Consider the following 13739-nt stretch of genomic DNA (forward strand, 5'->3'; position numbering starts at 1 on the left):
CCGAAGCCAATTCATCTCCCACCTACTCACTTCGCGTTCCTTGAGGAAGGAGTCTTCTTGGCTAAAATGATAAAGAATCTGAATTTTGTTTAATACTATTTTTTACGAAACAAGAAAATAGTAAAATTTTCTTGAGTATAGTTCCGTTGGGAGGTTGTTCGTAATGAGATTCAATAAATATACCGTAATATTTATCTTTTTAGCTATTACTTCAAATTTCGCCTTATCCATGTGGCTCAAACAAAGACTTTTAGGTGTAGTTATTGCTATTATTTTCTTATTAATCGCTACATGGACTACAAAACAGCCTACAGACGACCAGCATAAATGAACAAAATAACTTAACATGGTATAATAATATTTGGATGGGCGTCCAATGTTATTAAAATTAAAGTGGTTATCAAGTCGGAGGAAGGCACCTTAGGGTGTCTTTTCTTTTTAAAATATATAAGCGCACCAGAACCGGTTCATGAATATGGAAATCTCATCTATCAAATTTGGAACTAACTTCTTCCGAAACATTGTTCCTCATTTACCAACCTGTTTATGTTTTTTCAAACTTTGCAACAGAGCCACATTGTTTTAATTGAATTTTGTGTTATACTTCTATAGGCATCTGATTTTTATTCTATATAAAAGTATGTGAAAAGCCCTTATCAATTCGATAATGGCTTTTCTATTTTTTATGAAGATCGATTATATGGTATGGGTAATAAATTTAAAGGAGAATTATAAAATGATTTTTCCAAGTAACATCAATACGTCTTATGAGTATTCAATTATAGAAATTCAATGTTTACCTTGTATTTCTACAGCACCCGATTTTTATGATAATTTTGTACTTATTTGTAGTACTTATCTTAATAAAAATGATAAAGCACATGGTCATACTACATTTGAAATTCAATCTGTAAAAGAATTATCTTATAATAATCCAAATGTAAAAAATGCTAAGAAGTTTGTATACCAAGGTGGGTCTTTGAAAATAAATGATTTTGTAACAATTACTCAAGCGGAATCAGACTATGATACGAAATTCATAGCGAGACTTTCCTATCAATATCATAGCGATCAAGAGAGGGAATATATACAAGAGCAAGATTTACTCTTATTTTCCATTTCTGAAGGGTCAAAGGGGCAATTGTCTAATATTCCTTATTTATATCTTCCTCCGGATTTTAAGAAGTATATAGAATATTATCAGGCTAAGCACGATTCTGAAGTTCTTCACACTGCTTACTCAATATTAGAACATTTCATAAAAGAAAATGATTATTCAGAATCTTTTATTAATCAATTTGAAACTTTAAAAGAACAACAAAAGAATAAATCTCTTATCATGTATGATAGCTTTTTACGGAATCAATATAAGAAAATTTGATTTATTTTCATAGAAACATCAAAAACCCTTTAAATATTATACAAAATATACCTATTGCTTTAAAAAAATGAAGAAAATGCATAAATGCATAAAACTATATATGTATTTTGTAGTATCCTAGACTGTATCTGTCTAAAAGTCTTTCATAGTACATTTTTGACACTCCCACCCCTAAAGGGGCAAGCTGACATAGGTCAGTGGGATTCTTGCTACCAAAGGCGAAGTCCATTTCTGGTATTGCTGACGTGCAAGATTGCGACTTGCTATCACCACTCCCATGACAGACCGTATAGGTTCTCCTTATGCTTTAGCGTCTAGTACTTGACGACATGTATTGTTTTACGCACGAAGTGAAATTGATTCGTGCAACCTCATACAATATTCATTTTTTAGAGAACATTATTGTTTTAGAGTCTTTTGCATGACTTTGAGGCCATTTTAACATGTTTTGCTACGCAAAAACGATACTTTCATCCCATGCTTAAAGGCGGACTTAAGTCCTGCAGGGGCTTTCTCGTATCGTAAATCTATAAATTTTAGTTAAAAGATACCACTTGTTTAATAAACTTAGTGAAGTAAAGTTAATTACTTTAATATATTATTAGGAGAGAGTTTATGAGTAAAAAACTATTAAAATCAATAACATCATTAACGATGGTAGGAGGTGCATTGTTAGGAACAAGTAGTGATCCCGTAAAAGCTGAAGTCCAGTCAGGGGGAAATTCAGTTGTATTTAATGATGTTCCCAAAAACCATTGGGCAAATAATGCCATTACGAGCTTAGCTAATCGTAATATTATCGGAGGATATGGAAATGGAATGTTTGGCCTGGGAGATAATGCTACTCGTGAACAGGTGGCAGCTTTAATTTATCGTGTGCTAGCTCCTGCTAAAAAAGGAGGCACTCTTAATAAGGACAACTCTTTTTATATTATGCAAGATGGGTCTCAGCTTAAAAATCCATATAAGGACATTAATAAAAACTCAACAATGTTCCTAGAAGAGATTCTATTTTTGACAGACATAGGAGTCTTTAAAGGGGATCAAAATGGGGCATTTCGACCAAAAGAATCATTAAGTCGTGCAGAAATGGCACAGGTCATCAAGACTGCTTTTAAAGTTCCTGTGTTAAGTAAACATACTTTTAATGATGTACCAGATAATTCATGGGCGAAGGACGCTATTAGTGCCGTACAGTCGAATAAAATTGCATCAGGTACAGGTAATGGAGGTTTTGAACCAAATAAAACTGTAACTCGTGAACAGTATGCACAGTTTTTATTTAATGCATTAAATTATAGGGAACAATTAAATACACAAAATCCTGATGTGACAAAACCAAATAAAGAAGATACGAGTGTACAAACTGAGGTACAACTATTAGAAGCTTATAAAAAAGACATGAAAAATTATATTAATAATCATGAAGAAGATATAACTATAACATATAAATCTAAACAATCTAATATTAGAGAAGTTATGGATACGCTTGTTAAAGCATATGATGAGACAGTTGATTCAAATGAATACATGAAATATAACGTTGCAAATACACAATATTCTATTCGTGGTATTCCAGGAGATTATGTATTTACATTAAAAATTACATACCGTGAATCAAAAGAGCAAATGAACTATGTAAAGACACAAGCAAAATCAGTTATCACTTCTATTGTTAAAGCTGGTATGGATGAACATGAAAAAGTAAAAGCGATTCATGATTATGTCGTAAAACATGTTTCGTATGATACTTCTTTCCAGGCTTATACGGCATATGAAGCTTTAGCAAACCGTTCTGCAGTTTGTCAAGGCTATGCATTATTAACTTATCAATTGTTAAAAGAGGCAGGAGTAGAAGGTCATATTGTAACAGGGACTGGAAATGGACAACCTCATGCTTGGAATCTAGTGAAAATTGAGGGGAAATGGTACCATCTTGATACAACCTTCGATGATCCAATTCCAGATGTAGAAGGACGTGTAACTTATTCATACTATAATTTATCTGATGAACAAATTGCTAAAGATCACCAATGGGATCGTAATCAATTTGCGAAAGCAACAACAATCTATAATAATGAGTTAACAAATAAAATTCAGATCGGTAGCCCGAAAGCAATGGGATATCAGAAAATATTAACGGATATCAAACGCTAATATGAATCTATGTAGTTTATTAACAAAATTAAACAATGAACAAAAGATAAATTGAGGTCTGTGTAACAATGGACCAGTACTAGATAAAAAAAGAATCCCATAAACATATATGATATGGGATTCTTTTTTTTATTTTATTTGTTTTGTTTATCTGATGTGTATATTTACAGCATGTAATCATTTTAACTAAATTTAGGTGATTCCTCTCTCTCTTCAATTTGTATGTAGGTGCATGGCACCAACAAATAGGTGGGAGATGAATTACTATTTTTTCATAATAAAACATACGTTTTATCGAACTATATAAACTAACGAGATAGCCTAATCCATGATTAGTTCTTGTACTTGTATAGAAATAAACACGCAAGATAGGTGAATTTAGGAAGCGATCACTTCTAAACAAGCTGGAAGTGGAGATAGTTTACGAAATTCATTTAGTCCTTATATGTGTTTTGTAAATAACGATCATATAAATCTTTTTCTAAAATACTTTGTTTATCTTGTAGTTCCTTAAATTGTTCAATGAATTCATTATCTTCTTTTGTGCTTCGACACAAAGTATAATAAGCATCATCGAGAATTTTAGATTCTTGATGAGCATCATAGTAGTCCATGTAGGTCTTAAATTCTGGTGGTAGATAAAGATAAGGGACGTTAGAAAAAGAACCTTTGATTCCTACTGAAGTAGAAAATAGGAGTAAGTCTTTATTTTGTATATATTCCATCTCTTGATCTTTAGAATATTGGTAAGAAAGGTTTGCTATAATCTTTGTATCATAATCAGTTTTCACCTCAATTATGTTTACAAAATCATTAATCCTTAAAGTACCACCTTTGAATGCAAACTTTTTGGCTTCTTTAACGTGTGAATTATTATAAGATAATTCTTTTACAGATTGGATTTCAAATGTAGTATGACCATGTGCTTTATCATTTTTATTAAGATATGTACTACAAATAAGAACAAAGTCGTTTTGAAATTTTATTGTTTCAGAATTATAGGGTAAGCATCTAATTTCTATTATTGAATACTCACACATACCGTTAACATTATTGGGAAAAGTCATTATTATTATAATTCTCCTTTATATTTATTTCAGGTGAAGAGTAGTTATTCTTCACTACCTTTATTTTAAATAAATTATAGATTAATAGTAACCCTCAATTCCAGAAATTTATGAGGACTTATAAAAAAGCAGTCTAACTCCTAATACTCCAGTTAAAGGGTTCTGGTGCAAAAATAAAACAAAAGAGAATAAAGCATATATATTCCTAACGAAATCGTATCTTATGTTGCAAGTACAAACGGGAACGTGACGGTATCTTATATGAATCAAAGGGAAATCCTTCATGGGAGGTACATTTACATGGTCCATAGCGGGCTGATAAAATGCCCCTTACTCAACCATATTACAATTACCTCCCAAACTTATACTTCTGTATGACTAAGTCTTTATCCTCATATCTAGGGTCTAACTTAACTTCACCTTTGTACTCAATGATTCGTACCTTGTCAGTCGGATATACCTTATCGTAAAGTTCCTGATTCACCCATATCTTTTTCATTGTGTTATTGTCAAACAACTCTAAAGTAGGGTGTTTCAGTATGATATACTCTTCTTCAATGTGTTTCCCAAGAACCATAACCTCTTTTACTTTGCCGTTTTTAACTAATTCATCGTTTTGATACCCCTCTATAACTGACAAGACCAAACAGAATAAGACGAAAATACCTACATACATCCAAGCCTTCTTCCTTCTCTTTTTCTTGTATGCTTCAAGTTTCATGATATACTCTTCAAGTTCATACTCTGTATACTCTTTCACAGATGAATCTAAGTAGTAGGTTTTTCCAAACTTTGTACTCTTAAATACAACATAGTCGTCTACATACTCTGGGTCTTTCTCTAAGTTTATGAATTTCTTTTCACTCATAACATACCCCTTTATTTGTTTCCTATTATAACTACCCCAACTAAGATGAAAACAATAACACTTACAACCACAAGAGTTGCCTTTTTACTTAACTTTCCCCTAGAACCTTCTAATACTGCCCATATAATAAGTGGGAAAAGAAGAATACCAAGGAGAATGTCAACAAACTTGTTACTCTGCTCCTCTTTCGGTTTCTCTTCTTTTCCTATGCGCTCTACCCTATTTGGTACTTTTTCTGCGTGTATTGGATTCTTCTTTTTCTTACGTCTATGATTCACTATTCATACCCCTTACTTTGAACCGTAACTTTCAAATAGCATAGTCTTTCCTTTGTACTCAACAACCTCAATGCGAGAACCAATGTCTAAACGTTTGTATATTTTCTTACTTACGCTACCTGTATGCGTTTCACCATCTACTTTGTACTTGATTTCATAAACCTTAAACCCTCTAGGTGTGTACTCTTTCATGTCTACGACTTCCGCTATACTTGACTTACCATGTTGTCTGACTTGTATCTCGTTGTACGTTCCTACCCCTATGAGTAGGAACGTACACACTAGAAACACTACAATACAAACAATTCTAAACCGTTTCTTTTTCAATATAATCCCCCTTACTTTACATCGTAACTATCATACATGATTGTCTTTCCTTTGTATTCTAGTACTTCTATTTTAGAGCCTTTGTCTAACTTCTTGTATAACTCTTTATCTATATTACCTAAGTAAGTCTTATCTTTTATATAATATTCACGACTTATTTTATTTCATTTATCAATCCATATATATAATCTATATTTTATTTGTTTATCGAGTCTTAATATATCTATGAAAAAAGCACTTGTTGCCATAAATGACAGTCAAGTGCTTTAAGTTCCTATATTTTTAAATAGCATAAATTTGTAAGTTTTCAAGTTATTGCGTGACACCTTTTATATGCCATGACAACTACTACATTAAAACTTACGAGTTTGTACGAGTTCTTTAGTTTAATATACACTCCATGTGTTTATATTCATCGGCCAGTAAAATGTCATCTCGCCTAAGCTCGTACTTCTTTTTCTATTCTAGAATTGCACACAGTACTCTATGATGGTACAACCATCATGAGCTTTTTACTCTTATATAATCAGCTAATGTAATCAATCCTTTATAAATATCACTATTCTGCTGAAGGATTATAATCAACCTCAATATTTTTTAATCCTTCTATTACCTTATTTATTCGTCTCGATAAGTCTTTTATTTCTTCTAATGTTAATTCATCTCCTGCTTCTTGTGGATTAAACATGCTTAATCTCTTTGTTATACCTTCAATGCGCCCAACAAAAACTTTCTCATGGCCGATTGCAATTTCTCCAATAGCAGTATCAACAATAACATCTTCTATCTTACCTAAGTTATCAAATTCATCCGCTAGTTTTGCTATAGCATACCTATATCCCCTGTCTTCATCTAACAACTCTTCATATGTCTCCTGAATCGCATCAAATAATTCATTATACTCCCAGTCTTTCATTAGTTTTCCCCTCCAAAAAAATTAAGTTTAATGAATAATTCTATTACCATTGTTGTGTATGACTTCTAATTCAATATTTTTATATTTAGCAGCAAACTCTGCTATGACTTTACTGCAACTGTCGCAAGTATCCAATTCTGTAAATAACTTTATTTTCCCAGTAGCTTGTGTATTCTCTCCAAGCCTAGAAGCAATATCATTTAGTATTTTATACTCCGTATCTGTATTCCTTAAATAACTCTCCCCCTCTTTACCAACTGCTTCTGTAGCTTTAAACATTGGATTTTCAGGTTGTAAAGAAATATCAGGCACCTTATGCTCAAGATTTCCTTTGAGTTCATTTATGCTACTTTGAGCATAAAATTCAGATTTGCTTATCCCACTGACATCCACTTCTGCAACAGCAAAATCACCAGATTTCTTATACCTACTTGTTAAATTCCCTCTTAGTTCTTTACTCTATCAATAGGTTCTAGCAAGGTTATCCAGCACGGGAATTTTGTCCGTGAGTGCGGGATTATTTAAGAAATCACTAAGATAAGGAGCCGTAGTTGTGATAGAGCCTACAATCCCATATTCGGTGAGTTTCTTCACCCCTTGCCAAGTCGCATCGAGATCGTCCAGTTTCCATTGTTCTGTTTCTACGCCATGTATCGAGTTATAGCCCCACTCAATAAGCTCTGCACCTAGGTAAACTAATTTTATTACACCTATCGCAGCCCCACTAATAGCGGAACCTGCCTTACCTATAAAACCTTCTAACACCAAGGCTTCATCAGAAAGTCTTTTCAGGGCAGGATAGTTCGTGCCTAACATCCCTAACCATCTTGTTCCTTTTTCTAATCCATCCCATTTCTTACCGAAACTAGCAGAAACGTCTTGAAGCCACGCCTCCGCTGGATGATGGTTCGCCCATTCCTCTCGCTTTTTCTTCATTTCTCTTTCAGCTTGCAGTTGCGCTTCTTTTTCCGCTTTCAAAGTAACTCTAAAATCAACTTTTATTGTATATTTTGGAGTTACTTTACGTTTACTTTTAAATCTTTATTTATGTATAGAAATTAGACTAAAATTTATATCATATTTTCTTTGATTCTTTTTAATACATTCATAAAATTGTTAAATCATAAAAAAACCTTGAAAGGCTTTTAGCCAATCAAGAAAAGGAGTAAATTAATCCTTTATATTATATTTCTCCTTTGTTTTTATTATGAGATTTCCTATGTCTTCAGCTTGTTCGGGATGATGTCCAATATAAAATTCGCATGTTTAGAGATTTTACTTGCCTTATTTGGATATCTTATCATCCTATTTACTAGGAAGCTGCGACAGACGCTCCTTATAATTTTTAGACACTAAAATATTTAGAAGGCCTATCATATTATTCGTCTCTTGTCTCGCCTCCTCATATGCTTGGGAAAAAGCTATTTTATTCTCTTTAGGGTTTTCTATGTTTGCTAACTTACTCCAACTTTTTTTCAGTTTATCATTCTTTTGAAATAGCCCTTGATCTACTCCGCCTTGGGCGACAGGAGCCATATAATCAAATTCTCCACCTTTTCGGAGGTATGTAAGTGCCTCTGTAATCTCAGCAGTATTTGAGAAATCTTCCTTTCTTACAGGAGCTTCTAGCACACGAAATGCAGAAACTGATGCATATGCTACTTTTACAAGTGCCCTTTCTAAATTTGTTATTTCATCCCATGATTTATATTGAAAAGAAGGATCTTGTTGTACTGTTATAAATGCATATCCTTCTTTCACCCAATCTGGCGATAAATTTTCAAGTGGTTCTTCTGTGCGAATATTAACAACCGAATCACCATAATTAGATATATCGGTAGTTCGATTATTTTCACTTGTAACACGGCGAATCGGATGATCCGTGTAAAGTATATAACCGCGTTTATCAATATGTTGCTGAAGTTCTTCTACTGTTGTTTGTATACCAATTTGTCCTTCTTCCTTCTTTTGTTCATCTTGCTTTTCTTTTTCTGTAGTGACTTCCTCTGTTTTATCTGATGTTATATGTTCCTTTTGAGGCTCTTCTTTCTTCTCTACTGGCTTTACTACTTCTTTTTCCTTACAAGCAGATAATGTAAATAATGAAGCTACTAGCAATATGCTTACTATTGTTTTTTTATAATTCATATATATACCCCCTTCTATTATTATACATAACTAACAAAAAAGAGGGTAATATTCTTTTAGAAATTGGATTTATCATTATAGGAGATTAGGAGATAATTTTGAACTAAAAAAATATTACTCCCCTTTAAATTCATCCCAAAGCATTGTCTCCTATCCACCCTGTTGATCTGAATAATCTTCCTGGTCCTAACCGAAATCATATAGTGAACCTATAGGAATAACTTTATCATCAATAAAATCATCTAAGCCAAAACACGAACTATCTAACACACCTATCACTTCCTTAATACAAGTGGTATGTTCAGATATTGTCTTAGACCCATTTGAACGAATCTTTTCAACATTGATTCGTAATTCTCCAAACTCCTCCATAAATTTTTTTGCACTTTCAAAAACTTCAAAGCCTCTTTCTTCAAGAAACTTTACATTTTCTGATATGTCTATTTTTCTCCCCTCGTACCATCCCGCTTTTTTTAATTCTTCTATTTTCTTATTTGATATTTTCATTTTCATTCCTCCTAGTAATCAATGTTATAGAATCCAGAAAACGTTCTACTACAATTATCACAAGGTTCAGCAAAGCCACCTTGTAGGTTTTCCGTTCTAATCATAAAATTATCATAATGGTCGTAAACACATTGTTGGAAATGAAGATATCATTCATAGTGATTTTGTCTTTGACGCGCTCAAGCAAAACAAGAGATCATAAGGCTGCAAAGCGCCTTTTCAAGAAAGCCTTGCGGTCTTTTCATGTTTCAAAGCCATGTGTGATAACAGGCGATAAGAATCCAGCTTATCCTATAGCAATTGAAAAGCTAAAAAAAGAAAAAAGCATACCTAACGGTATGCGACTTAGACAACAAAAGTACTTGAATAACATAGTAGAACAAGATCATTGCTTTATAAAGAAGCGAATCCGTTCTATGCTAGGTCTTAAATCTTTTGACACAGCTACATCTATTCTTTCTGGAGTAGAAGCCATGCATATGATTAAAAAAGAACAGATTGCTTTACGGAACCAGTCTGGCCAAAATCAAAAAGAATTCATCCATCAATTGTTTGGACTTGCAACATAAGATACGATTCCGTTAGGAATATATATGCTTTATTCTCTTTTGTTTTATTTTTGCACAAGAACCTGTTTTAGACTTGATGCTTCCGCCTAATTATGTAAGTACAAACTATACAATATGTAACTTCTAACTATTCTTACTTAATCTTCTTCTCTCTTTTTCTAACCGTCTAAAAATCACACAGATAACACCGCCCGCCACTGTAAACAGAATGCCAGGCACCAATAATAAAAGTCCTCCTCCACTCATCCAAATTAACGCTATTCCTAAAATCAAACATATAATTCCAATTATCATCTGACCTCTTTACCACCCTTTACATAAAATTTCACCATGTTTGTAAAAACATTCTGATAAAATTATACCTCTTTACTTATAACAAACTCAACACTACTAAACTATCTGTTTCTCCCCCTTTCCTTCAAGAAATAAAACCCTAAGATTCCATTTTTCTCATACTATATATTATTATAATACTATATAGTATGATAGAGTAAAAACGAGAGGAGATTATTATGGTAACGATTGGAATTGACCTAGGAACAACGAATAGTTTAGTAGCCTATTGGACGGATCATGGTGCAACCCTTATCCCAAATGCACTTGGCGAATATCTTACACCATCTGTCATCAGTGTTGATGAGAGCGGTGAAGTTTTAGTCGGACGCATCGCCAAAGAACGGCTGATTACCCATCCGCACGTTACAGCATCAACGTTTAAGCGATTTATAGGAACAGAGAAAAAATACGAGTTAGGTATGTATACATTTTCTTCAGAAGAACTTTCGTCTTTTATCATTCAATCTTTAAAACAAGATGCAGAAGCTTATTTAAACGAAGCGGTTACTGGTGCTGTCATTAGCGTACCTGCTTATTTCAACGATGCTCAGCGCAAAGCGACAAAACGAGCTGCTGAAATTGCTGGATTAAAAGTTGAACGTCTCATTAGTGAGCCAACGGCAGCTGCTATCGCTTACGGACTGAATCAGGAAGCGGCAGAGACAAAATTTCTTGTATTTGATTTAGGCGGCGGAACATTTGACGTGTCCATTTTGGAATTATTTGAAGGAGTGATGGATGTTAAATCAATCGCCGGCGATAATTATCTTGGAGGCGAAGACTTCACAAACAGTCTCATGTCCTTTTTTTTAGAGTTACACCAACTCGATTCCGGTTCCCTTGACTCAAAAACGCTATCTTTAATTTATGCACAAGCAGAACGTTGCAAACTTACATTATGTAATGAGCCTGCCGCGATTATGAAAGTCGTTATTCATAATGAGACGTATGAAACTCGCATTAACAGAAGTGAATTTGAAAAATTAGTAACCCCGCTCCTCTTACGGCTTCGCTATCCGATTGAACGCGCACTTCGTGATGCGTCGCTAAACCCTAAGGATTTAGATGCTGTCATTCTAATTGGCGGGGCGACAAGGATGCCGCTTATCAAATCCGTCATTTCTAAAATGTTCGGACGCATGCCTCATGCGAATATTAATCCTGATGAAACGGTTGCTTTAGGTGCTGCGATTCAAGTTGCTTTAAAAGAACGAAACAAAGCACTAGAAGAAGTTATCTTAACGGATGTTTGTCCATATACATTAGGAACTAGTGTTGTTCAAGCGTTCGGAAATGGACAACAAGAATCCGGATACTTCTTCCCGATTATTGAACGAAATACACCGATTCCTGTAAGTCGAGTGGAACGACTTTATACTGTCAATGATAGACAACACTCCATACTTGTCGATGTTTATCAAGGAGAAAACCGCTTGGTTAAAAATAACTTAAAACTTGGCGAACTTAAAATTAAAGTCCCTCCTGCTCCTGCTGGACAAGAGGCGATTGACATTCGTTATACATATGACATAAATGGCATTCTCGAAGTCGAGGTAATAAGTACAACAACTGGAGAGAAAAAAAGAGCAATTATCCAACAAAATGCCGGAAATCTTACAGAAGAAGAAATTGAAGCTAGACTACTAGAATTGAAGGAAATTAAAATTCATCCACGAGACCGGTCCGAAAACCGATTGCTGCTCGCAAAAGGCGAACGGCTCTATGAAGAATTACTCGGTGACGAACGCCAGAAAGTCGCTATCTTGTTACAGCAATTTGAAAATGCGCTCACAACGCAAAATGATAAAAAAGTGAAAGAAGCTGCTCATATATTAAAAGAGCATTTAGAGAATATTGAAAGGTGGGTCAGTCATTCATGAGCATTTGGGAAACGTTAGAAATTGAGCCTACCGATAATATTGCAGCTATTAAAAAGGCTTATGCAAAACTTCTAAAGATTTATCATCCCGAAGACGATCCTGAAGGATATCAGCGGCTGAGAGAAGCATTTGATAAAGCGATAAAAAGCGCAAAACAAATGAAGACCGCACCTCCCTCTCAACTAGAAAAAACAGATGAAAACGAAGGGAATTCCTATATCCATCCTGTATCTCCTACATGGATGGATGGTGATGTTGAACTTACCACCACTCTCGTTTCAGAACATCCCGTTCACGCATTTACGGAAAAAATCGAGACGCTGTATAACGATTTCTTTGCACGAATCGAACCGAAAAATTGGGAAGACTTATTAAGTTCCGATGTGATATGGGACGTAGAACATGCGGCAGTGATTCAAGATATATTAATAGAATTTTTACAATATCATTACCATTTCCCCCGCTCGATTTGGGAACTTCTCGACAATGTATTTCGCTTTAGTGAGCAAAGAGAGGAGTTAGAGTTTGAATACGGTGAAGAAACGGTGCAATTTTTGCTAGAGAGAATGAGCGGCGAGAAGGAGATGCGTTATGATATTTTCAAGAAAAGTGATGATTTAGATTTTGAAGCGTATTTTCATTTACGTGAAGAAGTCCAGCTCACACTTATGAATAATAACTTAGAAGCAGCAAAAAGTGCACTCGATTTTGCATACGAGCTGTATCAAGAAGATCCGGAACTTTTACGCATGCAGGGCATTTATTATCTGCGTATCGAAAATAAAGAACGTGCGTTACAATCATTCAATGACATACTTGTCATTTGCCCAGATGACCTGGATGGTTTACTGTATCGCGCTCAGATTTACTATGACCGCGGGCAGTTTGCAGATGCTATCAAGGACTGTGAGCATCTACTTTCGATTGAGCCGGAGCATATGGACGCACAGTTCTTATTAGTGAAGTATTCGTTCGAATCAGGTGATATAGAAACTGTAGCCACTAGGGGGTTAGATGTGGTAAAGCGTTATACGGAACGCTTTGAATTTCGCTCATACAGTATTCGAATTCACACTGAAATTCCAGAGAAGAGACAGAAACAAGAAATAAATACGAAGTTTATTATCCACTATGCGCTATATCTTTTATTTATATTTATTAGCCGCACCTGGGTTTATTTGATCTTTATGATTCTTATTGTTTTAACCCCATTACCATCTAAATATGCATTACTTCTCCTACTCCCACTTATTTGGGAAGCATGGAAATTCGTTAGGCTTAAAACATTAGCATAAGGAGGAGACA

General features: G+C 34.4%; 12 protein-coding genes and 3 pseudogenes. 6 read left to right on the forward strand and 9 right to left on the reverse strand.

Annotated features, from left to right (window positions below):
- Positions 1-163 precede the first annotated feature (163 nt).
- From B5P40_RS33105 to B5P40_RS26495, 3 genes are all read left to right on the forward strand, one after another.
- Complete coding sequence (locus B5P40_RS33105; protein ID WP_002187068.1) at positions 164-331, forward strand: hypothetical protein; 168 nt, start codon at positions 164-166, stop codon at positions 329-331.
- A 405-nt stretch (positions 332-736) separates the two neighbouring features.
- Positions 737-1381 (forward strand): hypothetical protein, encoded by a 645-nt coding sequence (locus B5P40_RS26485; protein ID WP_078177138.1) that lies wholly within the window; start codon positions 737-739, stop codon positions 1379-1381.
- Between the two features lie 615 nt (positions 1382-1996).
- Positions 1997-3538, forward strand: a complete 1542-nt coding sequence (locus B5P40_RS26495; RefSeq protein ID WP_002193425.1) for an S-layer homology domain-containing protein — start codon at positions 1997-1999, stop codon at positions 3536-3538.
- Between the two features lie 434 nt (positions 3539-3972).
- On the opposite strand, the gene B5P40_RS26500 is transcribed toward B5P40_RS26495, so the two are convergent.
- The 9 genes and pseudogenes from B5P40_RS26500 to B5P40_RS26540 all read right to left on the reverse strand — a co-directional run bounded on the left by B5P40_RS26500 (position 3973) and on the right by B5P40_RS26540 (position 9649).
- Positions 3973-4605 (reverse strand): hypothetical protein, encoded by a 633-nt coding sequence (locus tag B5P40_RS26500; protein ID WP_002191603.1) that lies wholly within the window; start codon positions 4603-4605, stop codon positions 3973-3975.
- 349 nt (positions 4606-4954) lie between these two features.
- Positions 4955-5473: a hypothetical protein gene (locus B5P40_RS26505; RefSeq protein WP_002191604.1), complete on the reverse strand. Its 519-nt coding sequence runs from the start codon at positions 5471-5473 to the stop codon at positions 4955-4957.
- An 11-nt stretch (positions 5474-5484) separates the two neighbouring features.
- Positions 5485-5751, reverse strand: a complete 267-nt coding sequence (locus B5P40_RS26510; RefSeq protein ID WP_002191605.1) for a hypothetical protein — start codon at positions 5749-5751, stop codon at positions 5485-5487.
- Positions 5752-5763: 12 nt separating this feature from the next.
- On the reverse strand, positions 5764-6078 hold the full coding sequence (locus B5P40_RS26515) for a hypothetical protein (protein ID WP_002191606.1): 315 nt from the start codon (positions 6076-6078) through the stop codon (positions 5764-5766).
- Positions 6079-6637: 559 nt separating this feature from the next.
- Positions 6638-6994: an Imm3 family immunity protein gene (locus tag B5P40_RS26520; RefSeq protein ID WP_002191609.1), complete on the reverse strand. Its 357-nt coding sequence runs from the start codon at positions 6992-6994 to the stop codon at positions 6638-6640.
- Positions 6995-7021: 27 nt separating this feature from the next.
- A pseudogene (locus tag B5P40_RS26525) lies at positions 7022-7450 on the reverse strand (deaminase domain-containing protein); the annotation flags it as partial.
- 6 nt (positions 7451-7456) lie between these two features.
- Positions 7457-7972 (reverse strand): hypothetical protein, encoded by a 516-nt coding sequence (locus B5P40_RS26530; RefSeq protein WP_002191613.1) that lies wholly within the window; start codon positions 7970-7972, stop codon positions 7457-7459.
- Between the two features lie 327 nt (positions 7973-8299).
- Positions 8300-9142 carry a hypothetical protein gene (locus B5P40_RS26535; protein ID WP_002191614.1) on the reverse strand — a complete coding sequence of 281 codons (843 nt, stop codon included), beginning with the start codon at positions 9140-9142 and terminating at the stop codon, positions 8300-8302.
- 130 nt (positions 9143-9272) lie between these two features.
- Positions 9273-9649: pseudogene (locus B5P40_RS26540) on the reverse strand (SUKH-3 domain-containing protein).
- A gap of 182 nt (positions 9650-9831) precedes the next feature.
- Here B5P40_RS26540 and B5P40_RS26545 point away from each other — a divergent pair.
- From B5P40_RS26545 to B5P40_RS26555, 3 genes and pseudogenes are all read left to right on the forward strand, one after another.
- Positions 9832-10218: pseudogene (locus B5P40_RS26545) on the forward strand (DDE-type integrase/transposase/recombinase); the annotation flags it as partial.
- A gap of 512 nt (positions 10219-10730) precedes the next feature.
- Positions 10731-12434, forward strand: coding sequence for a molecular chaperone HscC (locus B5P40_RS26550; protein WP_113710184.1), 1704 nt, complete (start codon positions 10731-10733; stop codon positions 12432-12434).
- Entirely contained in the window at positions 12431-13729 is a 1299-nt protein-coding gene (locus tag B5P40_RS26555; protein ID WP_113710185.1) for a J domain-containing protein, read from the forward strand. Before B5P40_RS26550 ends, B5P40_RS26555 begins: the two co-directional genes overlap by 4 nt.
- The last annotated feature ends 10 nt before the right edge of the window (positions 13730-13739 follow it).

This window comes from Bacillus sp. SRB_8 (assembly GCF_003264205.1).
GTDB lineage: Bacteria > Bacillota > Bacilli > Bacillales > Bacillaceae_G > Bacillus_A > Bacillus_A mycoides.